Origin of the sequence: Streptomyces sp. NPDC001410, assembly GCF_042895235.1 — a bacterium.
GTDB lineage: Bacteria > Actinomycetota > Actinomycetes > Streptomycetales > Streptomycetaceae > Streptomyces.
This window is the reverse complement of sequence record NZ_JBIAWE010000015.1, coordinates 41,487-68,373: the sequence shown is the minus strand read 5'-3', so window position 1 is coordinate 68,373 and position 26,887 is coordinate 41,487. Positions and strand designations below refer to the sequence as shown.

28 protein-coding genes and 1 pseudogene are annotated in these 26,887 nt (G+C 72.3%); 16 read left to right on the top strand and 13 right to left on the bottom strand.

What is annotated here, in order from left to right:
* Window positions 1–14 precede the first annotated feature (14 nt).
* The 11 genes and pseudogenes from ACFY3C_RS30305 to ACFY3C_RS30255 all read left to right on the top strand — a co-directional run.
* Window positions 15–476 (top strand): fluoride efflux transporter FluC, encoded by a 462-nt coding sequence (locus ACFY3C_RS30305; protein ID WP_390773014.1) that lies wholly within the window; start codon window positions 15–17, stop codon window positions 474–476.
* On the top strand, window positions 473–853 hold the full coding sequence (locus ACFY3C_RS30300; protein WP_390773013.1) for a DUF190 domain-containing protein: 381 nt from the start codon (window positions 473–475) through the stop codon (window positions 851–853). The genes ACFY3C_RS30305 and ACFY3C_RS30300 overlap by 4 nt, the downstream gene beginning before the upstream one ends.
* On the top strand, window positions 850–1,224 hold the full coding sequence (gene crcB, locus ACFY3C_RS30295) for a fluoride efflux transporter CrcB (protein ID WP_386575454.1): 375 nt from the start codon (window positions 850–852) through the stop codon (window positions 1,222–1,224). The genes ACFY3C_RS30300 and crcB overlap by 4 nt, the downstream gene beginning before the upstream one ends.
* Before the next feature lie 76 nt (window positions 1,225–1,300).
* Complete coding sequence (locus ACFY3C_RS30290) at window positions 1,301–2,137, top strand: undecaprenyl-diphosphate phosphatase (RefSeq protein WP_386575455.1); 837 nt, start codon at window positions 1,301–1,303, stop codon at window positions 2,135–2,137.
* A 170-nt stretch (window positions 2,138–2,307) separates the two neighbouring features.
* The gene (locus ACFY3C_RS30285) at window positions 2,308–2,985 is read left to right on the top strand and encodes a FadR/GntR family transcriptional regulator (RefSeq protein WP_386575520.1); all 678 of its coding nucleotides are present in this window, start codon (window positions 2,308–2,310) and stop codon (window positions 2,983–2,985) included.
* Complete coding sequence (locus tag ACFY3C_RS30280; protein WP_390773012.1) at window positions 2,982–4,424, top strand: amino acid permease; 1,443 nt, start codon at window positions 2,982–2,984, stop codon at window positions 4,422–4,424. The genes ACFY3C_RS30285 and ACFY3C_RS30280 overlap by 4 nt, the downstream gene beginning before the upstream one ends.
* Before the next feature lie 32 nt (window positions 4,425–4,456).
* Entirely contained in the window at window positions 4,457–5,473 is a 1,017-nt protein-coding gene (locus ACFY3C_RS30275; protein ID WP_390773011.1) for an asparaginase, read from the top strand.
* Between the two features lie 141 nt (window positions 5,474–5,614).
* Window positions 5,615–7,024 (top strand): aspartate ammonia-lyase, encoded by a 1,410-nt coding sequence (gene aspA, locus ACFY3C_RS30270; protein ID WP_386575459.1) that lies wholly within the window; start codon window positions 5,615–5,617, stop codon window positions 7,022–7,024.
* A 50-nt stretch (window positions 7,025–7,074) separates the two neighbouring features.
* Window positions 7,075–8,013, top strand: a complete 939-nt coding sequence (locus tag ACFY3C_RS30265; RefSeq protein WP_386575460.1) for a glutaminase — start codon at window positions 7,075–7,077, stop codon at window positions 8,011–8,013.
* A 131-nt stretch (window positions 8,014–8,144) separates the two neighbouring features.
* Complete coding sequence (mptB, locus tag ACFY3C_RS30260; RefSeq protein WP_390773010.1) at window positions 8,145–9,539, top strand: polyprenol phosphomannose-dependent alpha 1,6 mannosyltransferase MptB; 1,395 nt, start codon at window positions 8,145–8,147, stop codon at window positions 9,537–9,539.
* Window positions 9,536–10,372: pseudogene (locus ACFY3C_RS30255) on the top strand (glycosyltransferase family 87 protein); the annotation flags it as partial. The gene mptB and the pseudogene ACFY3C_RS30255, both read left to right, overlap by 4 nt.
* 272 nt (window positions 10,373–10,644) lie before the next feature.
* On the opposite strand, the gene ACFY3C_RS30250 reads toward ACFY3C_RS30255, so the two are convergent.
* The 3 genes from ACFY3C_RS30250 to ACFY3C_RS30240 form a co-directional block, all read right to left on the bottom strand.
* Window positions 10,645–11,811 (bottom strand): D-alanyl-D-alanine carboxypeptidase family protein, encoded by a 1,167-nt coding sequence (locus ACFY3C_RS30250; protein ID WP_390773009.1) that lies wholly within the window; start codon window positions 11,809–11,811, stop codon window positions 10,645–10,647.
* Window positions 11,812–11,902: 91 nt separating this feature from the next.
* On the bottom strand, window positions 11,903–13,051 hold the full coding sequence (gene rho / locus ACFY3C_RS30245; RefSeq protein WP_390773008.1) for a transcription termination factor Rho: 1,149 nt from the start codon (window positions 13,049–13,051) through the stop codon (window positions 11,903–11,905).
* A 259-nt stretch (window positions 13,052–13,310) separates the two neighbouring features.
* Window positions 13,311–13,643 (bottom strand): hypothetical protein, encoded by a 333-nt coding sequence (locus tag ACFY3C_RS30240; RefSeq protein ID WP_390773007.1) that lies wholly within the window; start codon window positions 13,641–13,643, stop codon window positions 13,311–13,313.
* Between the two features lie 173 nt (window positions 13,644–13,816).
* Here ACFY3C_RS30240 and ACFY3C_RS30235 point away from each other — a divergent pair, with 173 nt between their 5' ends.
* Window positions 13,817–14,701, top strand: a complete 885-nt coding sequence (locus ACFY3C_RS30235; RefSeq protein ID WP_386575465.1) for a hypothetical protein — start codon at window positions 13,817–13,819, stop codon at window positions 14,699–14,701.
* 42 nt (window positions 14,702–14,743) lie between these two features.
* On the opposite strand, the gene ACFY3C_RS30230 is transcribed toward ACFY3C_RS30235, so the two are convergent.
* A complete protein-coding gene (locus ACFY3C_RS30230; protein ID WP_386575466.1) occupies window positions 14,744–15,142 on the bottom strand; it encodes a nuclear transport factor 2 family protein in 399 nt (132 codons plus the stop codon).
* Between the two features lie 99 nt (window positions 15,143–15,241).
* On the opposite strand from ACFY3C_RS30230, the gene ACFY3C_RS30225 reads away from it, so the two are divergent.
* Window positions 15,242–16,012, top strand: coding sequence for a class I SAM-dependent methyltransferase (locus ACFY3C_RS30225; RefSeq protein ID WP_386575467.1), 771 nt, complete (start codon window positions 15,242–15,244; stop codon window positions 16,010–16,012).
* Here ACFY3C_RS30225 and ACFY3C_RS30220 read toward each other — a convergent pair.
* The 6 genes from ACFY3C_RS30220 to ACFY3C_RS30195 all read right to left on the bottom strand — a co-directional run bounded on the left by ACFY3C_RS30220 (window position 15,990) and on the right by ACFY3C_RS30195 (window position 20,746).
* Window positions 15,990–16,733 carry a GntR family transcriptional regulator gene (locus ACFY3C_RS30220; protein WP_390773006.1) on the bottom strand — a complete coding sequence of 248 codons (744 nt, stop codon included), beginning with the start codon at window positions 16,731–16,733 and terminating at the stop codon, window positions 15,990–15,992. The two genes, ACFY3C_RS30225 and ACFY3C_RS30220, sit on opposite strands and share 23 nt — an antisense overlap.
* A gap of 182 nt (window positions 16,734–16,915) precedes the next feature.
* Entirely contained in the window at window positions 16,916–17,320 is a 405-nt protein-coding gene (locus ACFY3C_RS30215) for a nuclear transport factor 2 family protein (protein WP_390773005.1), read from the bottom strand.
* Between the two features lie 25 nt (window positions 17,321–17,345).
* Window positions 17,346–18,314 carry an acetylxylan esterase gene (locus tag ACFY3C_RS30210; protein ID WP_390773004.1) on the bottom strand — a complete coding sequence of 323 codons (969 nt, stop codon included), beginning with the start codon at window positions 18,312–18,314 and terminating at the stop codon, window positions 17,346–17,348.
* Between the two features lie 210 nt (window positions 18,315–18,524).
* Window positions 18,525–19,109: a hypothetical protein gene (locus ACFY3C_RS30205; protein WP_390773003.1), complete on the bottom strand. Its 585-nt coding sequence runs from the start codon at window positions 19,107–19,109 to the stop codon at window positions 18,525–18,527.
* Between the two features lie 268 nt (window positions 19,110–19,377).
* Complete coding sequence (locus tag ACFY3C_RS30200; RefSeq protein ID WP_390773002.1) at window positions 19,378–20,148, bottom strand: ferredoxin reductase; 771 nt, start codon at window positions 20,146–20,148, stop codon at window positions 19,378–19,380.
* On the bottom strand, window positions 20,141–20,746 hold the full coding sequence (locus tag ACFY3C_RS30195) for a sulfite oxidase-like oxidoreductase (RefSeq protein WP_390773001.1): 606 nt from the start codon (window positions 20,744–20,746) through the stop codon (window positions 20,141–20,143). The genes ACFY3C_RS30200 and ACFY3C_RS30195 overlap by 8 nt, the downstream gene beginning before the upstream one ends.
* Window positions 20,747–20,914: 168 nt before the next feature.
* Between ACFY3C_RS30195 and ACFY3C_RS30190 the strand changes: the two genes are divergently transcribed.
* Together ACFY3C_RS30190 and ACFY3C_RS30185 are read left to right on the top strand one after the other, a co-directional pair.
* Window positions 20,915–21,841, top strand: a complete 927-nt coding sequence (locus tag ACFY3C_RS30190) for an NADP-dependent oxidoreductase (protein ID WP_390773000.1) — start codon at window positions 20,915–20,917, stop codon at window positions 21,839–21,841.
* Window positions 21,838–22,641 (top strand): GNAT family N-acetyltransferase, encoded by an 804-nt coding sequence (locus ACFY3C_RS30185; RefSeq protein WP_390772999.1) that lies wholly within the window; start codon window positions 21,838–21,840, stop codon window positions 22,639–22,641. Before ACFY3C_RS30190 ends, ACFY3C_RS30185 begins: the two co-directional genes overlap by 4 nt.
* Window positions 22,642–22,648: 7 nt before the next feature.
* On the opposite strand, the gene ACFY3C_RS30180 is transcribed toward ACFY3C_RS30185, so the two are convergent.
* Window positions 22,649–23,047: a MarR family winged helix-turn-helix transcriptional regulator gene (locus ACFY3C_RS30180; protein WP_390773127.1), complete on the bottom strand. Its 399-nt coding sequence runs from the start codon at window positions 23,045–23,047 to the stop codon at window positions 22,649–22,651.
* A 125-nt stretch (window positions 23,048–23,172) separates the two neighbouring features.
* Between ACFY3C_RS30180 and ACFY3C_RS30175 the strand changes: the two genes are divergently transcribed.
* A complete protein-coding gene (locus ACFY3C_RS30175) occupies window positions 23,173–24,255 on the top strand; it encodes a hypothetical protein (protein ID WP_390772998.1) in 1,083 nt (360 codons plus the stop codon).
* A 67-nt stretch (window positions 24,256–24,322) separates the two neighbouring features.
* Here ACFY3C_RS30175 and ACFY3C_RS30170 read toward each other — a convergent pair whose 3' ends face one another.
* The gene (locus ACFY3C_RS30170) at window positions 24,323–25,579 is read right to left on the bottom strand and encodes a VWA-like domain-containing protein (protein WP_390772997.1); all 1,257 of its coding nucleotides are present in this window, start codon (window positions 25,577–25,579) and stop codon (window positions 24,323–24,325) included.
* Window positions 25,576–26,829 carry an AAA family ATPase gene (locus ACFY3C_RS30165; RefSeq protein ID WP_390772996.1) on the bottom strand — a complete coding sequence of 418 codons (1,254 nt, stop codon included), beginning with the start codon at window positions 26,827–26,829 and terminating at the stop codon, window positions 25,576–25,578. The genes ACFY3C_RS30170 and ACFY3C_RS30165 overlap by 4 nt, the downstream gene beginning before the upstream one ends.
* Between the last annotated feature and the right edge of the window lie 58 nt (window positions 26,830–26,887).

Sequence of the window (26,887 nt, the reverse complement as noted above, 5' to 3'; positions counted from 1 at the left end):
GGAGAAGTACGAGCATGACAGTCCCGGAAGCCGAGAGCCTGCAGGCCCGCCCCGCACCCGCGCGGCGGGCGCAGTGGCGTACCCAGGCCCCCGTCGTCGCCGTGGTCGCCGCGGGCGGTGCCCTCGGTGCGACGGCCCGCTACGCGCTGACCCTGGCCTGGCCCACGCCCCTGGGAGGATTCCCCTGGGTGACCTTCTGGACCAATGTCGTCGGCTGCGCCGTGATCGGCGTGTTCATGGTGCTGATCACCGACGTGTGGGCCGCCCACCGCCTCGTACGCCCCTTCTTCGGCACCGGCGTGCTCGGCGGCTTCACCACCTTCTCCACCTACGCCGTCGACATCCGCAGGCTGGTCGACACCGGCCACCCCCGCACGGGGCTGGCCTATCTTGCCGCGACCCTGTTCGCGGCCCTCGCGGCGGTGTGGCTGGCCTCGGTCGCCGCCCGCCTGGTGCTCACCCGGAGGCAGCGATGACCTCACTCACCGGCCGGGCCGTGCGGCTGACCGTCTACATCGGCGAGGACGACACCTGGCACCACAAGCCCCTCTACACCGAGATCGTGCACCGCGCCCGCGCCGCCGGGCTGGCCGGGGCCAGCGTCTTCCGGGGGATCGAGGGGTTCGGCGCCTCCTCCCGCATCCACACCACCCGGCTGCTGTCCCTGAGCGAGGACCTGCCCGTGGCGATCGTCGTGGTGGACACCGAGGAGCGGGTCCGGGCTTTCCTGCCGCAGCTGGACGAGCTGGTCGGCGAAGGCCTCGTGACGCTGGAGAAGTGCGAGGTCATCCGGTATGTGGGGCGTGCACCCGGCCCGGGCGGGACGGAACCGAAGGGTAAGAAGTCGTTGTGAACTGGCTGCTGGTCGTCCTGGGGGCCGTGGTCGGCGCACCCCTGCGCTATCTCACCGACCGGGCCGTCCAGGCCAGGCACGACTCGCTCTTCCCCTGGGGCACCTTCGTGGTGAACGTCACGGGCTGCCTGATCCTGGGCCTGCTCACCGGTGCCGTGTCCGCCGGAGTCGCAGGTCCGCACCTGCAACTGCTGATCGGCACCGGGCTGTGCGGGGCGCTGACGACGTACTCGACCTTCTCCTACGAGACCCTGCGGCTGACCGAGGCCGGTGCGGGGCTCTACGCTGCCGCCAACGCCGTCGCCAGCGTGGTGGCGGGGCTCGCAACGGCCTTCGCGGGTGTGTCCCTTGCCGGGGCCCTGTGGGGCTAGGCGCTTGGCGTACGGCCGGGCATAGTGAGTACTGTCTACAGCACTGTCGACCAATTTTTCTCAGAACTGGATCCGCATGAGCGCCATCTCCGTCGGTCAGGCCGTCGTCCTCGGAGTCGTCGAGGGGGTGACCGAGTTCCTCCCCGTGTCCTCCACCGGCCACCTCAAGATCGCCGAGGGGCTCATGGACATCCCGGTCGACGACAAGTCCGTCGTCGGGTTCTCCGCCGTCATCCAGGTCGGCGCCATCGCCGCCGTGCTCGTGTACTTCTTCAAGGACATCAAGCGGATCGTCTCCGCGTGGTTCCGCGGCCTCACCAAGCCCGAGGAGCGCTACCACCACGACTACAAGTTCGCCTGGTGGGTGATCGCCGCGACCATCCCGATCGTCATCGTCGGACTGGCCGCCAAGCCGCTGATCGACGGCCCGCTCGCCTCGCTCTGGGTGGTCGCCGGTTCCCTGATCGTCGGCTCCGGCGTGATGTGGGCCGCGGACCAGATGGGCCGCCACAAGCGCGGTGAGGACGACACCTCCTTCAAGGACGCGATGCTGGTCGGCTGCTCCCAGATCCTCGCCCTGCTCTTCCCCGGCTTCTCCCGCTCCGGCGCCACCATGTCCACCGCGCTCATCCTCGACCTGGACCGCGTCGCCGCCACCCGCCTCTCCTTCTTCCTCGGCATCCCGGCCCTGACCGGCGCCGGCATCTACGAGCTGAAGGACGCCCTCGGCGCGGGCGTCGGCGCCGCCCCGCTGGCCGTCGGCACGATCGTGTCCTTCGTGGTCGCCTACGCCTCCATCGCCTGGCTGCTGAAGTTCGTCGCCAAGCACTCCTTCAACGCGTTCGTGATCTACCGGATCGTGATCGGCGTCGCCCTCCTCGGCCTGCTCGCCACCGGCACGCTCAGCAGCTGATCGACCCTCGAACCGCCCACGGGGCGCGGATGCCTGCATTCAGGCGCCGCGCCCCGTGAATGTTTTCTTACGCGACGCCTTGACAGTTCCCGCCGGCAACCCGCAGGATCGCTCCCGTGAACCTGTCAGACAGCCAGACAGGTGGCCCGGCCCCGCGGCGCGTGAGCGCCATGGAAGCCGTCCTCGGCCACCTCCGCGCCGCCATCGAGCGCGGCGAGTACGGCATCGGCGACAAACTCCCCTCCGAGGCCGAGCTGTGCCGCACCCTCGAGGTGTCCCGGCCCGTGCTCCGCGAGGCGCTGCGCGCCCTGCAGACGATGGGCCTGACGGTCTCCCGGACCGGCAAGGGCACCTTCGTCGTCGCGAACGCCGTCGAGGACCCCACCTTCGGCGACTACGCGGCCAGCGACCTGCTCGAGGTGCGCCGCCACATCGAGATCCCGGTCGCCGGGTACGCGGCCGTGCGCCGCACCCCGGAGAACCTGGACCACATGGCCCACCTCCTCGACCGCATGGAGCGGGAGACGGACACCACCGCGTGGGTCGCGATGGACAGCCTCTTCCACCTCGCCGTGGCCGAGGCCGCCCAGAACCCGGTCTTCCGCCGGGTCATCGAGGAGATCCGTGACGCACTGGCGCGTCAGTCGGCCTTCCTCAACGAGCTGGGCGGGCGCCGCGAGCAGTCCAACCGCGAGCACCGGGCGATCGTCGAGGCGCTGATCGACGGTTCCGAGCACGACGCCGTCGAGGCCATGAGTCATCACCTCGACCGCGTCGAGACGACCCTCACCCACATCGTGCGCCCCGGGCGCACGGACCTCCCCACGGAAGGCGGACCCGAGGCGTGAGCGAGCAGCACCTCAAAGACGAGACGCGCCCCTCGTCCACCCATGTAGACGCCGGAGACGCGGGCTACAGCAAGAGCCTGAAGCACCGGCACGTCAACATGATCGCGATCGGCGGTGCCATCGGCACCGGCCTCTTCCTCGGCGCGGGCGGCCGGCTCGCCGACGCCGGACCCTCCCTGTTCGTCGCGTACGCCGTCTGCGGCGTCTTCGCCTTCCTCGTCGTGCGCGCGCTCGGCGAACTCGTGCTCTACCGCCCGTCCTCCGGCGCCTTCGTCTCGTACGCCCGGGAGTTCATGGGCGAGAAGGGCGCCTACACCGCGGGCTGGATGTACTTCCTCAACTGGGCGACCACCGGCATCGCCGACATCACGGCGGTGGCCACCTACACCCACTACTGGGGCATGTTCTCCGACATCCCGCAGTGGGTGATCGCGCTGATAGCCCTGGCCGTGGTCCTCACGGTGAACCTGATCTCGGTGAAGATCTTCGGCGAACTGGAGTTCTGGTTCGCGATCGTGAAGGTCAGCGCGCTGGTGGTCTTCATGTGCATCGGCATCTTCCTGCTGGTCACCCAGCACCCCGTGGACGGCGGCACCCCCGGCCCGTCCCTGATCACCGACAACGGCGGCATCTTCCCGAACGGCCTGCTGCCCATGCTGCTGATCATCCAGGGCGTCGTCTTCGCCTACGCCTCCGTCGAGCTGGTCGGCGTCGCCGCCGGTGAGACCGAGAACCCCGAGAAGATCATGCCCAAGGCGATCAACTCGATCATGTGGCGCGTGGGCCTGTTCTACGTCGGCTCCGTCGTGCTGCTCTCGATGCTCCTGCCCTGGAACAAGTACAGCGCCGGCGAGAGCCCCTTCGTGACGGTCCTGTCCAACATCGGTGTCCCGGCGGCGGGCGGCGTGATGAACCTGGTCGTGCTCACCGCGGCCATGTCCTCGCTCAACTCCGGCCTGTACTCCACCGGCCGCATCCTGCGCTCCATGGCGGTCAGCGGCTCGGCCCCGAAGTTCACCGCGAGGATGAGCCGCACCCAGGTCCCGTACGGCGGGATCCTGCTGACCAGCGGTATCTGTGTCCTCGGCGTCGGCCTGAACTTCGTCGTCCCGGCGGACGCCTTCGAGATCGTCCTGAACTTCGCGGCGATCGGCATCCTCGCCACCTGGGGCATGATCATGCTCTGTCACCTGCTCTTCTGGCAGAAGACCCAGAAGGGCGAACTGGTCCGGCCCTCCTACCGGCTGCCGGGTTCCCCCTGGACCGAAGTGGTGACGCTGGCGTTCCTCGCCTCCGTCCTGGTCCTCATGTACGCCGACGGCGGCGCCGCACGCACCACCGTGCTGTGCCTGCCGCTGATCGTCGCAGCGCTGGTCGCGGGCTGGTACGCCATCCGCGGGCGCATATCGCGCAAGTCCACTACCGGAGCCGATGCGTGACCCGCACGGCGCTCCCTGACAAGCAGGCAGTGATGTACAGCAGTTCCCCTGCGGACCCACCCCTCGTCCGCGAGCCCCTCCACGCCCCCGTCGCCCACCTCATCCGCGGCGGGGTCGTCGAGGGCATCCACTACGGTTCCGTCGTCGTCCTCGGAGCCGACGGCCAGGTCCAGTTCCAGCTCGGCGACATCGAGGCCGCGTTCTACCCGCGCTCGGCCATCAAGCCCGTCCAGGCCGTGGCCATGCTGCGGGCCGGGCTGCCGCTCGACGGCGACCTGCTCTCGCTGGCCGCCGCGAGCCACTCCGGCGAGGAGCGCCACCTCGCCGGCACCCGGAGGATCCTCGAACTCGCCGGTCTCACCGAGGACGACCTGCGCAACGTGCCCGACATGCCGTACGACCCGGCCGTGCGGGACGCCTGGGTCCGCGAGGGCCGGCTGCCCTCCCGCCTCGCCCAGAACTGCTCCGGCAAGCACGCGGCGATGCTGTGGACCGCCAAGCTCAACGGCTGGTCCCTGGACGACTATCTGGACCCGGCCCACCCCCTGCAGCAGGCCATCGCCGAGATCGTCGAGGACCTGACCGGGCAGCAGGTGGCCCAGGTGACGGTGGACGGCTGCGGCGCGCCGCTGTTCTCCATCTCCCTGCACGGCCTCGCCCGCGCCGTCGCCCGCATCACCACCGCCGCTCCGGGTACGCCCGAGGCCCGCGTCGCCGACGCGATGCGCGAGCACGCGGAGATGGCCTCCGGCTCCGGCCGGGATGTCTTCGCGCTGATGCGGGCCGTGCCGGGGCTGCTCGCCAAGGACGGCTTCGAGGGCGTCCAGGTGGCCGCGCTGCCCGACGGCCGTGCGATCGCCGTCAAGATCGCCGACGGGGCGAACCGGGCGCGGATTCCGGTTTCGGCGGCAGCTCTGTCCCGGGCCGGTGTCGACCCGGCTCTGCTTGCCGAGTTCGCGGGCGAGCCGCTGCTCGGGGGTGGGGAGCCGGTGGGATACGTGCGTCCGGTGCGTGCGCTTGATCCGGTTCCGTTCACCGCTTGCGTGTAGCTCCGCTGGTTCGGCCGTATTCGATCTGCGGGTCCGTTGTGGCTGGTCGCGCCCGCGCGGCGGTAGCCGCATATCGATAACGCCCCGCGCCCCTTTGGGGCGCGCTCACCCTCACCCCCTCAGAAAGAGGACCCGTACCTCATGACCGCGCCCACCCGAAGCGAACACGATCTGCTCGGCGACCGCGACGTACCGGCCGACGCGTACTGGGGTGTTCACACCCTGCGCGCGACGGAGAACTTCCCCATCACCGGCACCCCGATCGCCGCCTACCCGCACCTGATCGACGCCCTCGCCGCCGTCAAGGAGGCCGCCGCCCTCGCCAACGAGGAGCTGGGCCTGCTGGCGCCCGAGAAGGCCGCCGCGATCGTCGCCGCCTGCCGGGAGATCCGGGACGGCAAGCTGCACGACCAGTTCGTCGTCGACGTCATCCAGGGCGGCGCGGGCACGTCCACCAACATGAACGCCAACGAGGTCGTCGCGAACCGCGCGCTGGAGCTGCTCGGGCACGCGAAGGGGCAGTACCGGTACCTGCACCCCAACGAGGACGTCAACCTCGGGCAGTCCACCAACGACGTCTACCCGACCGCCGTCAAGATCGCGACGGTGTTCGCGGTCCGCGGCCTGCTCAAGGCGATGTCCGTGCTCCAGGACTCCTTCGCCCGTAAGGCGGTCGAGTTCCGTGACGTGCTCAAGATGGGCCGTACACAGTTGCAGGACGCGGTGCCGATGACGCTCGGCCAGGAGTTCTCCGCGTTCGCCGTCATGATCGAGGAGGACCGGAGCCGTCTTGCCGAGGCCGTCGAGCTGATCCATGAGATCAACCTGGGCGCCACGGCCATCGGTACCGGCCTCAACGCTTCCGCCGGATACGCCGAGGCCGCCCGCAGGCACCTCGCCGCGATCACCGGGCTGCCCCTGGTCACCGCGGCCAACCTGGTCGAGGCCACCCAGGACTGCGGCGCCTTCGTCCAGATGTCCGGTGTGCTCAAGCGGGTCGCGGTCAAGATCTCCAAGAGTTGCAACGACCTGCGTCTGCTGTCCTCCGGTCCGCGCGCGGGCCTCGGCGAGATCAACCTGCCGCCCGTGCAGGCCGGTTCGTCGATCATGCCGGGCAAGGTCAACCCGGTGATCCCCGAGGTCGTCAACCAGGTCGCCTTCGAGGTGATCGGCAACGACGTCGCCATCACCATGGCGGCCGAGGCCGGACAGCTCCAGCTCAACGCCTTCGAGCCGATCATCCTGCACTCCCTGTCGGAGAGCATCACGCACCTGCGGCGCGCCTGCCTCACCCTGGCCGAGCGCTGCGTTGACGGCATCACCGCCAACACCGAGGTGCTGCGCGCGACCGTCGAGAACTCCATCGGCCTGGTCACCGCGCTCAACCCGCACATCGGGTACGCGGCCGCCACCGACATCGCCAAGGAGGCCCTCGCCACCGGCCGGGGCGTGGCCGAACTCGTGCTGGAGAAGGGCCTGTTGCCGGCCGAGCGGCTGGCCGACCTGCTGCGCCCCGAGATCGTCGCGGGCAGCGGCGCACCTGCCGCCTGACCTGCGGCTACGTCCCTGCGACTACGCACCTGGACCGGCCGGGAGGCACAATGGTGATCATGACAACGACGTCGTCCCTCACCTTCCTGCCGGTCCTGGAGCGCATTGCCGAGGAGATAGGGCGCACGCCCGGCCGCGGGCGTCCCGCCGACTACATCCCGGCCCTCGCGGCCCGCGATCCGCGCAGCTTCGGCATGGCGGTCGCCGAGCTGGACGGCACGGTGTACGGGGTGGGGGAGTGGCGGCAGCCGTTCTCCACGCAGTCCATCACCAAGGTCTTCACGCTCGCCCTGGAGCTTTCGCGCGAGGGCGACGAACTCTGGGAGCACGTGGGCCGCGAGCCCTCCGGCAACCCGTTCAACTCCCTGGTGCAGCTGGAGTACGAGAACGGCATCCCGCGGAATCCTTTCATCAACGCGGGCGCCCTCGTCGTCACCGACCGCCTCCAGACTCGTACCGGAGACGCGGCCGACACCCTGCTCGCCTTCCTGCGTGCCGAAAGCGGCAACCCGGACCTGGACTTCGACCGGCAGATCGCCGCCTCCGAGACCGCGCACGGTGACCGCAACGCGGCGCTGGCGCACTTCATGAAGTCGTACGGCAACATCGAGAACCCCGTGCCGACGCTGCTCTTCGAGTACTTCCGCCAGTGCTCGATCGCCGCCTCCTGCGCCGACCTGGCCCTCGCCACCGCCTTCCTGGCCCGCCACGGCATCTGCGCCGACGGCACCCGGCTGCTCACCCGCAGCCAGGCCAAGCAGATCAACGCGATCATGCTGACCTGCGGGACGTACGACGCGGCCGGTGACTTCGCCTACCGCGTCGGCCTGCCCGGAAAGAGCGGTGTCGGCGGCGGCATCATCGCGGTCGTCCCGGGTCGCTGCACCCTGTGTGTGTGGAGCCCCGGGCTGGACGAGCGCGGCAACTCGGTGGCGGGGGTGGCGGCCCTGGACCGGTTCACGACGCTGACCGGACTGTCCGTGTTCTGAGTGTTCGCCCGGCCCCTGCACACCGTACTGAGCAGCAGTTCTCACGCGCCGGTCATGTGCAGGCCGCCCGTTGGTGAGTGGAGTGTCTCCTTCCGGCCACCCCGCGTTGACACGCTGAACCAGTGTTGGCCATGGCTTTTCCCGTCGATCTCCGCCGCTGCCAGGTGCTGGGCCTGGCCGGTACCGCCTTTCTCGCTCTGGGCGGTGAGACGGCCGGCGCCCTGCCCGTGGAGGACCTCCTCGCCCCGGCGTCCGCGCGGGCTGCGCTCGGGCTGGTCGGGGTCTACTTCGGTGTCGTCCTGCTGATAGCGGCCTGGGTGCTCCTCGGCCGCCTGGTGCGCGGCCCGCAACCGCCCACCCAGCGGTCCCTGTTGGTGGTCCTGGCCGTCTGGGCGGCCCCGTTGCTGCTCGCGCCCCCGCTGTTCAGCCGGGACGTCTACAGCTACCTCGCCCAGGGCGCCATGGTCGACGCCCACATGGACGTGTACGCCCAGGGCCCCGCCCAGCTCGGCGGCCCGCTGGCCGACGAGGTGGCCCCGGTGTGGCAGCACACGGCCGCCCCGTACGGCCCCGCCTTCCTGTGGCTGGCCTCCGCGCTGTCCGGCCTGACCCGCGGCGAACTGCCCGCGGGCCTGATCGGCATGCGCATGGTCGCCGTCCTCGGGGTGGCCCTCATGGCGGCGGCCCTGCCCCGCCTCGCCCGGCACAGCGGCGCCGACCCGGCCGCCGCGCTGTGGCTCGGCGCCCTCAACCCGCTGGTCCTGCTGCATCTGGTCGCGGGCGCCCACAACGACGCGCTCATGCTCGGGCTGCTCGGGCTCGGCCTGGTCGCCGCCCGCGGCCGGTGGCCCGTCCTCGGGGCGGTGCTCGTCACGCTGGCCGCCCTGGTGAAGGCACCCGCCGCGCTGGGCCTGCTCGCGGTGGTGGTCCTGCAGATCCGCACCCGCCGCACCCCGCTGTGGGCCACCCTGACGACGGCGGCCGCCGCAGCGGCGACCACGGTCGCCGCGACCGCCGTGGCCGGCACCGGCTACGGCTGGATCCGCGCCCTGGACACACCCGTCTCCCCGCACAACTGGGCGCTCACCAGCCTGCTGGGCCGCGCCACCGGAGCCCTGCTCGACCGCCTCGGCAGCGACCTGGCCCCGCTCGCCGTACCGGTCTGGCATCTGCTGGGTCTTGCGGCCACCGCCGCGGCCATCGTGCTGATATGGCTCCGGCTGCGCCTGCGACCGGTGTACGCGCTCGGCCTGAGCCTGCTCGCGGTGGCCGTCTTCGGCCCGGCGATCCGCCCCTGGTACGTGCTGTGGGGCCTGTTCCTCATCGCGGCCGCCGCACCCAGCACCTCGGTACGGCACCGGGTGGCCGCCCTCGCCGGTGTCCTGGCCCTCGCCGTGCTGCCCAGCGGCGGCCCGGCGGACGTCGGCCAACTGGTCCTCGCCGTCTCGGGCGGGCTGCTCGGCGTGGTCGTCCTGTGGCAGGCCCACCAGGCGGCCCAGGCTCCGGCGGCGGGACGCACGGCATGACGGCGCCGACGCTGCCACGCACGGACCGGGGTCGCGCGCTGCTCGTGCTGGCCCTGGCCACCGCGGTGACCGTGTTCACGGCGACCGTGCCGCTGCTACGGGACTTCTTCGACCTGCGCGTCTACTACGGCGCTGTGCACACCTGGGTGCACCACGGCGGCCGGATCTACGACTACCGGGTGCCGGGGACGACGTACGGCTTCACGTATCCGCCGTTCGCCGCGCTCCTCATGCTGCCGCTGGCCCCGATGGGCCGGCACACCGCGATCGTGGCCTCCCTGCTGGTGAACCTGGCCGCCCTTGCGGTGGTCCTGCGCATCCTGGCCGGGCCCGGCTGGCGACGGCACGGCTGGTTCCGCTGGGCGCTGGCCCTGTGCGCGCTCGCGCTGTTCGAGCCGCTGCGGGACACCTTCAGCTTCGGCCAGGTGAACCTGGTCCTGCTGGCCCTGGTGCTCGGCGACGCCTGGCTGCTGACGACCGGCCGGGACCGCTGGGCGGGCGTCGGGATCGGGCTCGCCGCCGCCGTGAAGCTCACGCCCGCCCTGTTCATCGGCCTGCTCCTGCTCGCCCGGCGCTGGCGGGCGGCCGGGGTGGCCACGGCCGTGGCGCTCGCGGCGACCGGTCTTGCCGCCTGGGCGGACCCCCGTGCGTCCCGCTTCTACTGGACCGAGGCGCTCTGGGACACCAACCGGGTCGGCCGCCTCGACTACGTCTCCAACCAGTCGCTGCAGGGCGTCCTGGCCCGGCTCGGCGACCCGGACCGCACGCTGTGGGCCGCGGTGGTCCTGCTGGTGCTGTGCGTGTGGGCGTGGCGGGCGAGCCGGGCCGTGGCGGCCGGCGACTGGACGGCCGCCTTCGCCCTCACCGGTGCCGCGGCCTGCCTGGTCAGCCCGATCACCTGGGTGCACCACCTGGTGTGGCTGCTGCCGTCCTTCGCGGTGCTGGCGCGCGCCGGGCACCCGCGGCCGGCGGGCGCCCTGTACGCGGTGCTGTGCACCAGCGTGGTGTGGCTCTGGTTCGAGGACTCCTCCGGCATCGACGGCTTCCTCGGCAGCAACATCTACACCTGGATCACGCTGGGCCTGCTGCTTTGCCTGCCGACCGGTCAGCCGCGCTCGGCCCGGCCGCCCTTGGACCGCAGCCCGAGCCACACCGCACCCGCGCCGAGCCCGGCGAGACCCGCGACGGCGGCGGGCGACCAGTCCTCGTCGTCGTCCGACCCCGGGGACGTGGCGGCCGCGACCGTGGTCGATGCCGGTCCCGATCCGGCGCGCAGCCCGTCCAGCGAGCCCACCGGATCGACCTGACCGGTCGCCGCGAAACCCCAGTCGAGCAGGGCGCGGGCCTCCTCGTACACGGCGAAGCCACCGCCCTCCTGAGGGTTCATCACCGTCACCACGAGGGTGCGCCCGCCCCGGCGGGCCGCGGCGACGAGGGTGTTGCCCGCGTTGCTGGTGTAGCCGTTCTTGACGCCGATCAGGCCCGGGTACCGCGCCACGCCGTCCTCGCCGGTCAGCAGGCGGTTGGTGTTCTCGATCGCGTACGGGGTCCCGTCGCCGGGGAACTGGGCCTCGGCGGTGGAGCAGTAGCGGGCGAAGTCGGGGTTGCGCAGTCCCTCCCGGCCGAAGACCGCGAGGTCGAACGCCGAGGACACCTGGCCGGGGGTGTCGTAGCCGTCGGGGGAGACGACATGGGTGTCCAGGGCACCGAGGGTGCGGGCCCTGGCCTGCATCCGGCTGGCTGTGGCGTGCCAGCCGCCGCCCAGGGCGGCGAGCACGTGCACCGCGTCGTTGCCCGAGCTGAGGAAGACCCCGCGCCACAGGTCGGACACCCGGTAGCTGTGCCCCTCCTCGACGCCCACGAGGCTGCTGCCCTCGCCGACGTCCTCCAGCTCCTCGTACCGGACGGTGTGCTGCATGGTGGCGGGCAGTCGCGGCAGCACGGTGAGCGCGAACAGGGTCTTCAGGGTGCTGGCGGGCGGCAGCCTGCGGTGGGCGTCGCCCGCGGCCAGCACCTCGCCGGTGCCGGCGTCGGCGACCAGCCAGGACAGCGCGGAGACGTCCGGCAGCTCGGGCGCGCCGCGGTGCGGTCTGACCTGGGTGCCGGAGCCGTAGAGCAGGGACGGCTTCGGCACCGCCGCTCGCGGTCCGGGCGGTGCGGGATCCCCCGCGCGGTGTGCGGTGGCGGCGGCGGCCGGCGCGAGGGCCAGCACGCCCGCGACGCACAGGGCGCAGGCCGACGACACCGCCCGACAAGAGAATCCGGTGATCATATGATCAACGTAGGAACTGGAGGGTCGCCGAGCGCGCTGCCGGGGCCGGACGGGCCACCGGAGCACCCGGATGCCGCATTCCGGGACGGCCTCAGGCCGTGGGCAGGGTCGGCTGGACGCGGCGCAGGAAGGCGGCGTTGTCGGGGGTGTCCCGCAGCCGCTCCAGCAGGGTCTCCAGGTTGGCCGGCCCGCCCTCCCGGGAGCGCAGCGCCCGGCGCAGGCCCCGAGTGGCCGTCAACTCGGCGGGGGTGAGCAGGAGTTCCTCGCGCCGGGTGCCCGTGGGGTCGATGTCCACGGCGGGGAAGAGACGGCGGGCGGCGAGTTCCCGGTCGAGCCGCAGCTCCATGTTGCCCGTGCTCTTCAGCTCCTCGAAGAAGTAGCCGTCGGCACGGGAGCCGGTGTCCACCAGGACGGTGGCGAGGATGGTGAGCGAGCCGCCCTCCTCGGCCTGGCGGGCGGCGCCGAAGAACCGCTTGGGGCCGAGCAGGGCGCCCGCGTCGACACCGCCGCTCAGGGTGCGCCCGCCGGCGGCGGAGGCGTTGTTGTGGGCCCGGCACAGCCGGGTCAGGGAGTCCAGCAGGATGACGACGTCCTCGCCGTCCTCGACGAGCCGCTTGGCCCGCTCGACGACCAGTTCCGCGAGGGCGATGTGCTCCTTGGCCGCCCGGTCGAACGTGGAGGCGTAGACCTCGCCGCGCACCGAGCGGCGCATCTCGGTGACCTCCTCGGGACGCTCGTCCAGCAGGACGACCATCAGGCGGCACTCGGGGTGGTTGCCGGCGACGGCGGCCGCGATCTGCTGGAGCAGCACGGTCTTGCCGGTCTTCGGCGGGGCCACGATCAGCCCGCGCTGGCCCTTGCCGACCGGTGCGAACAGGTCGGTGACCCGTCCGGCGAGACCGGCCGCCGGGTGTTCCAGGCGGATGCGCTCGTGCGGGTGGAGCGGGGTGAGGTCCCGGAAGTGGCGGCGGCCACGGAGTGCGCCCGGGTCGCGGCCGTTGACGTGCGTGACCTCGGTGAGTGCGCGCTGCGCCCCGCGGACGCCCTCGACGAGGTCGCCCTTGCGCAGGCCGTGCCTGCGCACCAGCGCGGCGGGGACCTGCGGATCGGCGGGGGAGGACAGGCAGTTCACGGCCCGCAGATGCCCCTTCCCGTGCGCGTCGATGTCGAGGACACCGGTGACGGTGCGGGTGGCCGGGGCCTGCTGGTCCACGTGAGGGGGTTCGAGTGTGGTGGTCATGGGTGGTCCTTTCACGGACGGAAGACATGAGGAAGGGGGGAGGAAGCCGCAGAACGGGAGGGCGTACGTGCCTCCGGGCGGCGGAAACGACACCTCGGTCCGAGGCGGTGCCGAGAAGCTGACGCGCCTGCGCCGGGAAACGGCGGACGGATCAGCGCGGAGAGGAAAACTGGCACCGGCGCCCACAAAGGGGCGTACACAGGTGCTGAATGCACGGTACCACTCGATGGCGCGGTACGGCTGCGATCCGTCCAACACGTCAACGGCGCGAGCCATTCCCGGTGGTGCGGACGGGGCGACGAGGTCGCCGATCTGTGTGACCCACTTCGCGCTGCCCCTGCCCAGGGGCGTCATCAGCGAACTCCTCGGCGTGGACACCGAGTTCCGCGATCGGCTGCACCACCTGTCCAGCCAGGTCGTGGCCACCGACATCGAACCGGACGAGGCGGTCGCCGCCAACCGGGAACTGGTCGCCGTCCTGGCCGGGATAGCTGCCGCCAAGACCGAACACCCCGCCCGCGACGAGGACGGCGACCGGCTCAGCCGGCAGGAACTCATCGGCACCCTGGTCCTGATGATCATCGATGGCCACGAGACCACCCTCAACCTGATCACCAACGCCGTACGCGCAACAGCGTCCGCGCACTTCCCGTGCACCTGGGCGGCCGAGCCGTATACCAGTGGAACCCGCACCAGATGTCCCCACACCGTAACGATCCCGGACGTCAGGGGACTTGACCACCAACCGTCCACTATCGTCACGACATGTCCACGCCACCGCAGCCCCCACAGCCGGCCGACCGGCCCGCGCCGCAGCCCGGACAGCCCGGCCCGCAGCCGGCGGTCCCGCCGCAGCCGACGGCCTACCCCTACCCGAACCCGCAGTCTCCCCCGTCGGGGAACTTCTACGCGCAGCCCACGCTGGTCGGACAGCCGGCCCCGCCGCAGCCGGGGGTGCCGGGGAACCCCTACGCACAGCCGCCCCAGTACGGCCCGGTGCCCGCCCCGCCGTCCGGTGGCGGCGGTGGTGCCGGGCGTGCCGTGCTGTGGCTCGCCGTCGGCGCGGCCGTCGCCTCCGTCGCGTGGGCGGCCGGTGTGTTCCTGCTCGGCGGCATGGGCGACAGCGCGGACCTGCGCGGCTACTCGGCGCCCTCCAACATGTGCTCGGGCGGGGACTACTCGTCCTTCAAGGACGAGTACCCCGAGACCGACTCCTCCTCGACGCACAACTCCCTCAAGGACAAGGCGCTGGACGAGAGTTACTGCAGCCTGAGTCTGAAGAAGACCGGCTCCAGCTACGCGGACGCCTACCTGTCCATGCAGGTGGACCTGCACCGGAAGACCGACCCCGGGCCGGAGTTCACCGCCACCTGGAAGAACTACGGCGACAGCCACACGGGTTACGACGTCAGCCCGGTCAAGGGCATCGGCGACGAGGCCTACCTGGTCAGCCAGGACACCACGAGCGGCTCCACCAGCGGCTCCCGTTACGCCACCCTCGCCGTACGCGACGGCTGGGTGACGTACACGATGAGCTACAGCGCCTACCTCAGCTCCTACGGCCAGGACAAGACCCCGCCCGCGCTCACCGACGTGTCCGACTGGCTGAAGACGGACACCAAGGCGACGCTTGAGCAGTTGAAGGGCTGACCCTCAGATCGCCAGAACCGCCGGGGGGCGGAGCCGCACCGCTCAGGCGGACCGCGCCTCCGCCTCCTTCACGATCTGGTCGAACCGCGCGCCCATGGCCTCGGCGAGGGCCTGGGCGCCCGACAGCGGACGGACCATGACCATGAAGTCGTCGATCAGCCCGTCCTCGTTCACATGCAGGAAGTCGCAGCCGGTCAGCTGCCGGTCGCCCACCCGGGCCGTGAAGACCAGCGCGTGGTCGGAGGCGTCCGGGGCGCCGATCTCACGGACGTACCGGAAGTCCTCGAACACCTGGAAGACCCCGCGCAGGATCGCCGCGGTGATGGCCTTGCCCGGGTACGGCTTGAAGACGACCGGGCTGGTGAAGACGACGTCGTCGGCCAGCAGCGCCTCGACGGCCGCCAGGTCTCCCGCCTCGACCGCCTCGCGGAACGCGCGCATCGGATCACCTCGCATAGTCAATTAGATGAATAGCTGCGGATGAGAGTAGTCAGCTGCGGGAGGCGTGTCCACAGTCGCGTGAGCGCCTAGGCTGACGGGATGTTCAGCCCCGAAGGCCCCACGCTCCGTGAGCTAGCCGTCCAGGCGCTGTCGTCCGTCGAGCACGGCTACGACCTGCTGGCCCCGAAGTTCGACCACACCCCCTTCCGGACACCCGACGCGGTGCTGGACTCGGTGGCGAAGGCGCTCGGTCCGCTCGGCCCCTTCGAGGACGGCCTCGACCTGTGCTGCGGCACCGGCGCCGGAACGGACGTCCTGGCCGGGCTGTGCCGGCGCAGCGTCACCGGCGTCGACTTCAGCGCCGGCATGCTCGACGTCGCCCGGCGCCGGGCCGCGAGCGCGGGGCTCTCGGCGGCGGCACAGGGGCCGGGCGTCGCCTGGGTGCGCGCCGATGCCCGGGCCCTGCCGTTCACTGCTGCCTTCGACCTCGTGGTCAGCTTCGGGGCGTTCGGCCACTTCCTGCCCCGCGAGCTGCCCGGCCTGTTCACCCAGGTCCACTCGGCGCTGCGGCCGGGCGGCCGGTTCGCCTTCCCGGTCCTCGCCCCGCCCCGCCCGTCCAGCCCCGCGTTCTGGATGCTGTTCGGCTTCGACGCGGTGATGCGGGTGCGCAACGCCCTGTGGCGACCGCCCTTCGTCATGTACTACCGGGCCTTCCGACTCGGCGACGTCCTCGGGGAGTTGACGCGCGCGGGCTTCACGGTCGACCTGCACGCGCTGCCCGAGTTCGGGCGACGCGGCGACGGCAGCCCCCGCGTCCGGCTGGTGTCGGCGCGCAGGGCCGACGGGGTTACCCCGCCGCCGGCAGCGTGAACTCGTAGACCAGTGCGTCCTGTTCGGCGTTCACCACCAGATCGGTGATCTCCAGCGGGCGCGCGTACTGGTCGTGCACCCGCCGGGTCACCCGGACCGAGGCGGCGTCGCCGACCTGGGTGATCGAGTCCCGGTGGTGCAGGGTCAGACCGGCCTTGCGCATCCAGTCGTAGGCCCGGCGCAGCTGCGCGGGAGTGGCCCCGTCGGCCCGGTCGCGGTAGCGGCCCAGCTCCGCGACCTCGGCCAGCGCCACGGCCGAGAACGACGTCACCGCCGTACGCAGCGACCGGCCGTCGGGCGTGGCCGACCGGTAGCGGTGCACCAGCGTCGGCCGGTGCGGGGCCAGGCCCAGCGCCTCGGCGTGCTGCGGCGGCGGCGCCTCCCAGATCACCGTCGCCCGGTCCGCCGCGCCCAGGTCCGCCGGGCGGGCGCCGACCGGGAAGGTGAGCGAGACCGGGTCCTCGACCGGGCGGCCGGGCAGCGTGGCATGGCTGCCCCGCCGGTCGGTGGCGACCAGACCGTCGCGGCGCAGCACCTCGAGCGCCTGCCGGACGGTCTCCCGGCTGACCCCGTAGCGCTGGGCCAGATGTCGCTCGCCGGGCAGCCGCTCGCCGGGCGGAACGGTGCCGTCGTGCAGGTCGTCGAGGAGCAGCGACGCGATCTGCCAGTACAGGGGTCTGGCGTCGGTCTGCGGGGGGTCGTGCGGGGTGGTGCGGGCCATGCCGCGCCTCCTGTTGGTGACAAGACGTAGCCGTGCGGGCTCATTGCGCGACCAGATCTAGCATTGGTCTAAACCACGAGGGAAGAGTGTCCTGCCGGTTAGGCCGAAACCCACCCGCGTGATCCCGGTGTCACGGGGATCACGGCGAGCGGCGAGTGGCTGAAAAGGGCGAGGAGCGGAGATCAGAGGAGGAACAGCCGGCCCGCCGGCTCCTGGTGACCCTCGGCGGTGTGCCAGTAGTCGCGGGTCTCCACGGCCCGCCCCTCCTCGTCGAACCGCGCGAACACGCAGCCCGCCAGGGCGACGCGGGCACCGCCCTCCTCGCCCAGCACCCGGAACTCCGCCACCGCGATCCGGCCCGGACCCACCAGGGGCGCGGAGAACCGTACGTCGGTCACCCGTTCCTCGGCGAACGACCAGCGTAGATACGCGGCCAGCTGGTCCCGCCCCCGGTGCGGCTCGCGGAACGGCATCGACCGGTGCACGCAGTCCTCGGCGTACAACTCGACCAGCGCGTCCACGTCATGCGCGGCCCAGGCCCGCTCCCAGACCCGGACGAACCGCTCGGCGGCCTCCTGTGTCTCCATGCCCCCGCCCTTTCTGCCCGTCTCCTCAGGCGTACGACCTCAGCCAGCGCAGTTTCCGCTCCTCCTGGAACGGCCCGCCGCCCTCATGGTCGTTGAAGTCGTACACCTCGATCGCCTTGTCCTCGTGCGCCCAGGCGTTGAACGCGGCGAACACGGTCGACGGCGGGCAGGTCTGGTCCTCCAGCGCCGCCGAGAAGAGGGCCGGGGCCCGGCCGCGGGCCGCGAAGTGCACGCCGTCGAAGTAGGAGAGGGTGCGCAGCACGTCCGCCGCGCGGCCCCGGTGCGTCTTCAGGAACAGGCCTATCTCCCGGTACGGGTGACGCTCCGTCAGTGTCGTCGCGCGCGGGAAGTCGCACAGGAACGGCACGTCCGGGGCGACCGCGACCAGGTCGGGCAGCAGCCCGCCGACGGCCAGTGCGATGCCGCCGCCCTGGCTCTCGCCGATCACCACGGTCCGCGCCGCGTCGGTCAGCGGATGCGCACGGGCGGCCTCCACCGCGCGCACGGCGTCCGTGAACACGCGCCGGTAGTAGTAGTTTTCGGGCGCGTCGATGCCCCGCGTCATGAACCCGGGATACGCGGGCGCGGCACCCACCGGGTCCGCGGTGCCGCCCCCGCCGCCCCACGCGCTGCCCTGCCCGCGGGTGTCCATCACGAAGTGCGCCCGCCCCGTGGACGCCCACAGCAGCTTCTCGTGCGCGAGGCCGCGTCCGCCGCCGTAGCCGATGAACTCCACGACCAGCGGCAGCGGTTCGGTGGCATCGGCCGGCAGCCGCAGCCATCCCTTGACCGGGTGACCGCCGAACCCGGCGAACGTGACGTCGTACACCTGCACCGTGGACAGCCCGGTGTCCACCGGCTCGAAGCGGGCGTCCAGAGCGTGCTCGCGGGCCTCCTGGAGCGTCTTGTCCCAGAACGCGTTGAAGTCCTCGGGCGCCCCGGACTCGCTGCGGTACGCACGGAGTTCGTCGATCGGGAGGTCGAACAGGGCCATCGGCAACCGCCTTTGCGGAGGGAGCGTGAAGGAAGACTGCGCTCTCACCGTACGTGGGTGATCGGATGACTCGCCAGGCCTGTGCCGGGCACGGACTCGGTGGGTGGCCCCTCGCCCGCGGTCGCCGCGCTGGCCAAGGGCGCGAAATCGCTTGCTGCGAGGGCCCGGTGGGGCGATCGCCGGGGGTCCGGTGGTCGGGTCACCGGCCGGTCAGGTCCTCGGCTGGGTCCACTTCGGTCCCGTGCGCGCCCATTCCCGCTCCCACTCGGCCAGCCGGTGGCGCAGCGCGAACCGGCGCTCCAGCGCGTGCCCGAAGAGGACCACGGCCGCCGCACCGCCCGTCACGCACACGCCGACCGTGATCGTGTGCTGCCAGACCGCGAACTCGTCCGGCGGCGGGGCGACACTGCGGCCCTGGGCGTCGAACCACACGGTCACCGGGTCACCGGCCCGGGTCCCCGCCGGGACGCGGGCCATCACGGTTCGCGTCCCCTTGCCCGGCTCGGTCCAGCGGACCCGGGCACGGTAGGGATGATCACGGTCGCCCTGCTCCGTGGGCAGCCGCTCGGGCGTGTTGGCGACCACCACGGCCTGCACCTGACGCCGCTCGGCCCGCTGCGACGCCGCGAGCGAGCGCGCCTGCTCATGGGCGCGCAGGCCCGCCGCCACCCCGGCCAGGGGCGTGACCACGAACAGCAGGACGGTGACGACGAGTACGGCCCACGCCTCGATGACGTCCGAGCGGCGCCGCAGCGGATTGCGCCGCCAGCGCCAGCCACGCACCTGGGTACGCATGTCCACCTCCCTGCCGGAGCCGGAGGGCCGGGCGAGCCGGGTCACCGGTCGTCCGCTCCCGCCGCCGCACACGAGCGTCCACACCGGTCTCGTACCCCGTACGGCGCACCTCGGCTCACGCCGCCTACCGCGACTTCAAGCCCTCATGGAGCACGGCATGCGGCACGCGCCCCGAGACAGCGCGAGCGGCCGCGCACGGGACCCGCGCGCCCAGGGCTTGCCCTGGCCGGAGCGAACGTTCCCCGGCCGAAGCGGAAGCGTTCGATCCCTAGCCGAAGCGCTCGATACGGATGCGCTCGACCGGCTGGCCCGCCTCGACCAACAGGCGGGAGGCGTGCTCCGCGAACCCGTTGGAGCCGCACACATAGGCCTCCCACCCACCCGGAGGCTGCTCGGCCAGGAGTGGCGCCACATGTGCAGCAGCCATACGACCCACCGGCACTCCCGTGGGCGCGCTGCGCGTGAACACGGCCGTCGTCTCCCCGCCCAACTCCCCGGCGTAGATCAGCTCCTCGGGGCTGCGCGCCGACACCAGCATCCGCAGCGGCAGGGCGAGGTCCCGCGCCCGGTGGTGCCGCACCATCGACATCAGCGGTACGACCCCGGAACCGGCCCCCAGCAGCAGAGCGGGCCGGTCACCCGGCCAGGCGAAGAAGCCGCTCAGCGGGCCCCGCACCTCGACCGTGTCACCGGGCCTGGCCACCGTGTGGAACCAGCCCGAGACCTCACCGCCCGGCACATGGTCCAGCGTCAGCTCGATATGGCCGAAGTCGTCCGGTGCGGACGCGATCGAGTAGTGGCGCTGGGCCGCATAGCCGTCCTCCGCGGTCAGCCGCAGCATCAGATGCTGCCCGGGCAGATGCCCCGTCCAGTCCGGCACCGCGAGCCGGAACGTGGCCGCGTGCGGGGTCTCGCGCCGGATCTCCGTCAGGGTGGCCGTCTGCCACACCGACGCCGTCTGGTTGCTCACGGCGATGCGGCCGGGCACGGCGAAGCGGGTCGCGGGAGTGAAGTCCGTGGTCGCCGTCGTCTCAGTCACCGGAGTACCGCTGTTCCTCCCACGGGTTGCCCCGCTCGTGGTAGCCGTTGCGCTCCCAGAAACCCGGCTCGTCGTGGTCGAGGAGCGTGATGCCGACGATCCACTTGGCGCTCTTCCAGAAGTACAGGTGCGGCACCAGCAGCCGCGCCGGGCCGCCGTGCTCGGGTGCGAGCGGCTCGCCGTCGTACTCCCAGGCGATCCAGGCGCGCCCGCCGGTGAGGTCGGCGAGCGGCAGGTTCGCGGTGTAGCCGGTGTGCGAGTAGGCGATCGCATGGGTGGCGGACACATGGGGCCGGACCACATCGAAGAACGTGTCCAACGAGACACCGCCGAACCGCACCCCGAACTTCGACCAGCTGGTCACACAGTGGATGTCACCCGTGTACGAGGAGGCGGGCAGGGCGTGCGCCTGCTCCCAGTCCCAGGTGTGCGGCCGCTCCACCAGTCCGTCGATGCGGAAGGACCAGTCGGCGGGCGTGAGGTCGGGGGTGACCTCGGCGGACAGGACGGGCCAGTCGTCCCCGACGTCGTACTGCCCCGGTGGCAGCCCTGGATCGGTGACGCGCGGGCGACCCGTGAAGCCTCGGGTGACGTTCATGGTTCAACCGTACGCTGTCGCCACGGGTGCTCCGTCCCAGGTCAGTGCCCCGGCCCTTGCGGCCGTACGAACTCTGCGCAGGGCCGGGAATAGCCGCCCCGTGCTGCTCCTTGGCGCTGAGTGCCGGCCGGTGCGCCGGTGACAGCGCGAGGGAAGCGAGGAAAGACGATGCCCGAGGCGTACGTCTTCACGCGGTACGGCGGCCCGGAGACCGAGGCGCTGACCGACGTGGAACGGCCGACCCCCGGCCCCGGTCGGCTGATGATCGCCGTCCGGGCGGCGGGAGTGAACCCCGTCGACTGGAAACTGCGGGGCGGTTTCCGCCGCCCCGGCGAGAGCGCCGAACACGTCTTTCCCGCGGTCTTCGGCAGCGAGGCCGCCGGAGTCGTCGAAGAGGTCGGCGCCGATGTGACCGGGTTCGCCGTCGGCGACGCGGTGTTCGGCAACACCGTCGACGGCGGATACGCCGAGTACGCCCTGCTGCGCGCCGACCAGACCGCGCACAAGCCCGCCGGGCTGTCCTTCGCCGACGCCGCAACCCTGCCGGTCGCCGCGGCCACCGCCTACGACGGCGTCCGCCGGCTCGAACTGCCCGAGGGCGCGACCCTGCTGGTGACGGGCGCGGGCGGCGGCGTCGGTACCGCGGCCGTCCAGATCGCCCGCGCCTTCGGAGCGAAGGTCGTGGGCGTGGCGAGCGAGGGCAAGAAGGAGTTCGTGGAGTCGCTCGGCGCCGTGCACGTGCCCGGGGGCCCGGGCCTCGCCGAGCGCGTGCGGGCCGTCACGCCCGAGGGCATCGACGCGGTGTACGACATGGTGGGCGGCGAGACGCTCGCCGAGGCGGCCACCCTGCTCACCGACCGGACCAGGCTGGTCACCGCGGGGGCCCCGCCCGAGACCGTCGCCGAGCTGGGCGGCTCCCGGGTCGCCCGCGCCCGCACCGCCGCCGTCCTGCAGACGGTGGCCGACCTCGTCCTGCGCGGAGCTTTGATCCCGCACGTCACCCGCACCTTCCCGCTCGACCGGGCCGAGGAGGCCCTGCGCACCGTCGAGGACGGGCACGCCCGGGGCAAGATCGTGATAGAGGTGAACGCATGAGCGACCTGATCGGCCCCCGTGCCGCCACCAGTACCGGCATCGGCAGCGGAACCGGCACGGGCACCGTCTCTGGCGAGGTGACGACGAGCCCGCACGTCCTCGACAACCCCGCCCTCGCCTCCCTGACCGGCCCGCACGCCCACTTCGCCGAGCGGCGCGGTCGCGTGCTGCGCTACCCGCTGGACGTCTCCCCGTGGTCGGCCCTGCCCAGTGAGCCGGACGCGGACGACTGGGCGGACCTCGCCGCGCTGGCGGGCCCCGGCACCGAGGTGCCGTTGGCCGGCTATTGCGGGGAGGTGCCGGACGGCTGGGAGGTGACCTTCCACGTCGAGGGCGTGCAGCTCGTGGACGAGGGCCTGGCCGCCGCACCGGACGCGGAGGCGGTCCGCCTCGGCCCGGCGGACGTACCCGAGATGCTCGAACTCGTGGCACGCGCCCAGCCCGGCCCCTTCCTGCCGCGCACCATCGAGATGGGCACCTACCTGGGCATCCGCCGCGAGGGCACCCTGATCGCGATGGCGGGGGAGCGGCTGCACCCGCCGGGCTGGACCGAGATCAGCGCGGTCTGCACCGACCCGGCCTTCCGTGGCGAGGGCCTGGCCACCCGTCTGATCCTCGCGGTCGCGCACGGCATACGGGAGCGCGGCGAGACCCCGTTCCTGCACGCCAGCGCCCGGAACGCCAACGCCATCCGGCTGTACGAGTCCCTCGGCTTCCGGCTCCGCCGCCGCACGGCGTTCCTCGGGGCCCTGGCCCCCGAGCACCTGTCGGACGGCCGGGCCGCCGTACCGGTGCCGTGACCGGCCCTCAGTCCGAGTCGGCCCCGGACGGACCGGCGTTGTACCGCTCCAGGTAGGCCGCGAAGCGGGTCAGGTCCTCCTCGGCCCAGCCGGCGAGCCGCTCCCGGAAGGCAGTCCGGCGGCTCCGGGTGACCTGCGCGAGGATCTCCTGGCCGGCCTCGGTCAGGTGCAGTACCTGGACCCGGTGGTCCTCCGGGTCCAGGCGCCGCTCGATGAGCCCGGCCCGCTCCAGCGCGGCCACCTGCCGGCTGACCGTGGACTTGTCCAGGGCGTAGTGCGCGGCCAGGTCGGTGGCCCGGCAGCCGCTGCTCTCCTCCAGGTGGCCGAGGAGGGTGTACGACACGAGCGACAGCTCGGGATGCATACGTCCCGCCGAGGCCCGGGCCCGGCGGGCGAAGGTCGTCATCTCGCGCTGGATGGTCTCGATCGCCGTCTCCGCTGCTGTCACCGGAATACCTCCTCCGCCGTTCTAGTTGTATAGTACAACTTAAAGCGAAAGTTGTATAAGCCAACTATTGGAGGTCGCGCCCGATGAGGTCACCAGCGCTCCGCCATGTGCTCACGCACCTGATCACCCCGCTGCTGATGTGTCTGGGCATGGGGCTCGCGTACATGGGAGCCTTCGTGACCCCGGAGCCGAACCACCTGCCCGTCGCCGTCGTCGGCGCCGGACCCCAGGCAAAGGTGTTCGCGCAGACCGTCAAGGACACCGCCGGGGACAAGCTCGACGTCCGTACCGTCGCCACCCGCGCCGCCGCCGTCGACCTGCTGAAGTCCCGGGACGTCACCGGCGCCTATGTGCCGAGCACCAGAGCGCCCGAGCTGCTGGTGGCCACCGCCGCCTCCGACATGGGCGCCACGGCCGTCGAGAAGGTCTTCACGCCGGTCGCCGCGAAGGAGGGCGTCCCGCTCAAGGTCACCGACGTGGCCGCGCCGGTCGCCGACGACCCCACCGGCCAGGGCCTGTTCTTCCTGCTGATCGCGCTCAGTATCGGCTCCTACGCCTCGGTCGCCGCCCTCGGCGCCGCGGGTGCCACGCTCCCGATGCGGATACGGGCGCTGCTCGCGCTCGGTGTCTCCGCCGTGGTCAGCGCCATCGGCGCCCTGCTCGCCGGGCCGGTGTTCCACCTCGCCCACCACGGCCTCGCGAGCCTGTGGGGCATGGCGTGGCTCTACTCGGCGGGCATCCTCTTCATCGGCGTCGGCCTGCACACCTTCCTCAAGCGGTGGACCACGCTGACGATGATGGTGCTGTTCGTGATGCTCAACTTCACCAGCTCCGGCGGCCTGTTCCGGCCCGAGCTGCAGAACGGTTTCTTCGGCACCCTGCACGCCTTCTGGAACGGCGCCGGCTTCGTCGAGGGCGTCCGCAGCCTGCTGTACTTCGGTGACGACGGCCTCGCACGCAACGTATGGACGCTCGTGGTCTGGCTGCTCGTCGGCCTCGCGGTGACCGCGATCGCTGCCACGTACGAGCAGGCCCGGGTGGCTAGGCAGAGAGCCGCTCTTGCCGAACCCGCACCGAGCGCGGATGCGGCCCGGCAGAAGGCCGAAGCGGCGGTCGACGAAGAGGTCGAGGCAGAGGTCGAGGTCGTGGAGACGGTCGGCGTCTGACGGCCGACGTACGGGGAGAAGGGGCGCACCGTCCGGCGGCGGACGGCGCCCCCTCGCCGTGTCGGGCTCACCGGCTCCCTGTCCCGATCGTCACCACCCGCGCCCACTCGGGCGGTACGTCCGGCCGGTACTCGGGGTTGTCCTCGGCCCGGGACCCGCGGCCCTGCCGTTGCCGGGGAAACAGGCCCACCACCGTCCGGCACGGTGGCCGCGACTGAGGCCAGGGCGTCTGTCCGTCCGTCAGGACCACGACGACGTCAGGGACCGGCCGTGCCCGCAGCGCCCGGGCGAAGCCCGTCCGCAGGTCCGTACCTCCTCCGCCCACCAGCGCGATCCCCTCGTCCCGGCACAGCGAGTGCACGGTCTGGGCCGCCGCATCGCACGACACCACCGTGACCAGGTCGCGACGGCCGCCCACGGCTCGGGAGATCGCGGCAACCTCCAGGAGCGCGCTGCCCAGTTCGGCGTCGCTGACCGACCCGGACGTGTCGACGACCACGCACACCCGAGGCGGCCTGCGCCGCAGACTCGGCAGGACCACGCCGGGCACCCCGGCCGCGCGCCGCGGCGGACGGCCGTAGCTGTAGTCGTCGCCCGACCCCCCACCGGAGACCGCCGAGCGCACCGCCGCACCCAGCAACTCCCGCCAGGGCTGCGGCGGATGGAACGCCTCCTCGGCCCACCGCTGCCACCCCTTGGGCGCGTTCCCCGGCGCGCCGGTGATGCCCTGCGCCACCCGGAAGCGCACCGCGTCCCGTTCCTGCTCGCTGAGCCCGTGGGCGCCGTCCGGCCCCAGGTCCCACTCGCGTTCCAGGCCGTCGGCGCCGCTGCCGCAGTCCAGCCAGGCCAGCTCCTGGTGCCGTGGCCCGAGCCGGAACAGCCGCAGGTAGTCCTCCATCAACTTGTCCTCGGGCAGCTTCAGTTGTCCGGGTGTGACGGCTCCTTTCGGTCGTACCAGCCCGTCGCCGTACACGTCGTCGTTGATCTCCAGGTCCGCGGCGATGTTCATCCGCAGCCGCTCCCCGCGGCCGTGCAGTCCGCGCTCCCGGGCGACCCGGTCGCCGCGTCCGTGGTGGTCGCGCAGCAGGTGCGCCACCTCGTGCACCCACACCCCGGCGAGATCCTCCACGGGGGTCCGGTCCACGAAGGCGGGTGAGACGTAGCACCGCCAGTGCCGGTCGACGGCCATCGTCGGCACCTGCCGCGACTCGACGGGGTGCAGCGCGAACAGGGCCGTCGCCAGGTAGGGCCGCGCCCGGGCCGCGTGCAGCCGGGCGGCGAAGAGCTTGCCGAGGTCCAGCGCCCCGGGCGCACCGGCCGTCATCGGCGGGCCCCGGCCGCGACCGCGGACCGGCGGGCGGCCTCGTCGGCGCGCCGGGACAGCGAGACCACGCCGGCGAGCCGCTCGATCGCCTCCGGTACGTCCCAGTCCTCCTGGCGCAGGGAGGCCAGCGTGGTGGCGGGGACGACCACCACGTCCGGGGCCCCGGACTCCATCGCGCGGACCAGCAGCGTCCACGCCGCGTCCCAGCGAGCCCGCTCCGGCCGCTTGCGGACCGCGTCCACCACGCCGTCCAGCACGGCCTGCCGCAGATCCCCGCGTTCGGGCAGCACGGCACCGGCGGGGTCGGCCAGCAGGGCCTCGGGATCCGGCAGGTCCATCCGGTCCAGGCTCGCCAGCAGCTCAAGGCCCGCTCCGTCCCCGACCGTCCCCCTGACCAGCAGGGACAGCACCTCGCGGGAGGAGCCCGCGGCGGTCGCGAAGGCGATCAGACGCAGGGTCATCTCCCAGCTGCGGGGCGACGGCCAGGCGCCGCCCCGGCGGGTCTCGCCGCTGGGCAGCCGGTGCACGAGCGTCGGGCGCGCGGTGAGGAAGCCGCAGACCGCGCGCCGCGCGAAGTCCACGGCTTCCGGCAGCTTCTCCGCGTCGAGCCGGGGCAGGGCGGCCCGGGGCCAGGTCCCGCCCAGGCCGCGTACGACGACGTCGTGGTCGTGCGTCCACTGGAGGTGCACGAACCGGTTGGCCAGGGGCGGGCTCAGTTCCCAGCCGTCGGCGGCCGAGGACCGCGGATTGGCGGCGGCCACGATCCGCACACCGGGCGGCAGCCGCAGCGCGCCGACCCGCCGCTCCAGCACCAGCCGGAGCAGGGCCGCCTGGACGGCGGGCGGTGCGGTGGACAGCTCGTCCAGGAACAGCAGCCCGCGCCCGGCCCGGACCAGCCGCACCGCCCAGTCCGGCGGCGCCATCGGGACCCCCTGTTCCGCGGGGTCGTCGCCCACGACGGGCAACCCGGAGAAGTCGGACGGCTCGTGGACGCTGGCGATCACGGTGGTCAGCGGCAGGTCCAGGGCGCTCGCGAGCTGCGTCAGGGCGGCCGTCTTGCCGATGCCCGGCTCACCCCACAGCAGCACGGGGAGGTCGGCGGCCACGGCCAGGGTCAGCGCCTCCAGCTGGGTGTCGGCTCGGGGTTCGCTGCTCGCGTCCCGTAGCAGGGCCAACAGGTCTGCGGCGACGTCGAGTTGAGAAGTGTGGGACGGCGTTTCGGGCATGGCGAAGGGAGTGTGTGAGGACATATGTGGTCACCTGGGGTGTGAAGTCGGGGGCTGAACCATGAATTCAGCGGGCTGGAAC

Coding starts and splice junctions, on each gene's coding strand:
- ACFY3C_RS30305 (WP_390773014.1), top strand. CDS start 15: ATGACAGTCCCGGAAGCCGAGAGCCTGCAGGCCCGCCCCGCACCCGCG.
- ACFY3C_RS30300 (WP_390773013.1), top strand. CDS start 473: ATGACCTCACTCACCGGCCGGGCCGTGCGGCTGACCGTCTACATCGGC.
- ACFY3C_RS30290 (WP_386575455.1), top strand. CDS start 1,301: ATGAGCGCCATCTCCGTCGGTCAGGCCGTCGTCCTCGGAGTCGTCGAG.
- ACFY3C_RS30285 (WP_386575520.1), top strand. CDS start 2,308: ATGGAAGCCGTCCTCGGCCACCTCCGCGCCGCCATCGAGCGCGGCGAG.
- ACFY3C_RS30275 (WP_390773011.1), top strand. CDS start 4,457: ATGTACAGCAGTTCCCCTGCGGACCCACCCCTCGTCCGCGAGCCCCTC.
- aspA (WP_386575459.1), top strand. CDS start 5,615: ATGACCGCGCCCACCCGAAGCGAACACGATCTGCTCGGCGACCGCGAC.
- ACFY3C_RS30265 (WP_386575460.1), top strand. CDS start 7,075: ATGGTGATCATGACAACGACGTCGTCCCTCACCTTCCTGCCGGTCCTG.
- mptB (WP_390773010.1), top strand. CDS start 8,145: ATGGCTTTTCCCGTCGATCTCCGCCGCTGCCAGGTGCTGGGCCTGGCC.
- ACFY3C_RS30250 (WP_390773009.1), bottom strand. CDS start 11,811: ATGATCACCGGATTCTCTTGTCGGGCGGTGTCGTCGGCCTGCGCCCTG.
- rho (WP_390773008.1), bottom strand. CDS start 13,051: ATGACCACCACACTCGAACCCCCTCACGTGGACCAGCAGGCCCCGGCC.
- ACFY3C_RS30235 (WP_386575465.1), top strand. CDS start 13,817: ATGTCCACGCCACCGCAGCCCCCACAGCCGGCCGACCGGCCCGCGCCG.
- ACFY3C_RS30230 (WP_386575466.1), bottom strand. CDS start 15,142: ATGCGCGCGTTCCGCGAGGCGGTCGAGGCGGGAGACCTGGCGGCCGTC.
- ACFY3C_RS30225 (WP_386575467.1), top strand. CDS start 15,242: ATGTTCAGCCCCGAAGGCCCCACGCTCCGTGAGCTAGCCGTCCAGGCG.
- ACFY3C_RS30220 (WP_390773006.1), bottom strand. CDS start 16,733: ATGGCCCGCACCACCCCGCACGACCCCCCGCAGACCGACGCCAGACCC.
- ACFY3C_RS30215 (WP_390773005.1), bottom strand. CDS start 17,320: ATGGAGACACAGGAGGCCGCCGAGCGGTTCGTCCGGGTCTGGGAGCGG.
- ACFY3C_RS30210 (WP_390773004.1), bottom strand. CDS start 18,314: ATGGCCCTGTTCGACCTCCCGATCGACGAACTCCGTGCGTACCGCAGC.
- ACFY3C_RS30205 (WP_390773003.1), bottom strand. CDS start 19,109: ATGCGTACCCAGGTGCGTGGCTGGCGCTGGCGGCGCAATCCGCTGCGG.
- ACFY3C_RS30195 (WP_390773001.1), bottom strand. CDS start 20,746: ATGAACGTCACCCGAGGCTTCACGGGTCGCCCGCGCGTCACCGATCCA.
- ACFY3C_RS30190 (WP_390773000.1), top strand. CDS start 20,915: ATGCCCGAGGCGTACGTCTTCACGCGGTACGGCGGCCCGGAGACCGAG.
- ACFY3C_RS30185 (WP_390772999.1), top strand. CDS start 21,838: ATGAGCGACCTGATCGGCCCCCGTGCCGCCACCAGTACCGGCATCGGC.
- ACFY3C_RS30180 (WP_390773127.1), bottom strand. CDS start 23,047: ATGACGACCTTCGCCCGCCGGGCCCGGGCCTCGGCGGGACGTATGCAT.
- ACFY3C_RS30175 (WP_390772998.1), top strand. CDS start 23,173: ATGAGGTCACCAGCGCTCCGCCATGTGCTCACGCACCTGATCACCCCG.
- ACFY3C_RS30170 (WP_390772997.1), bottom strand. CDS start 25,579: ATGACGGCCGGTGCGCCCGGGGCGCTGGACCTCGGCAAGCTCTTCGCC.
- ACFY3C_RS30165 (WP_390772996.1), bottom strand. CDS start 26,829: ATGTCCTCACACACTCCCTTCGCCATGCCCGAAACGCCGTCCCACACT.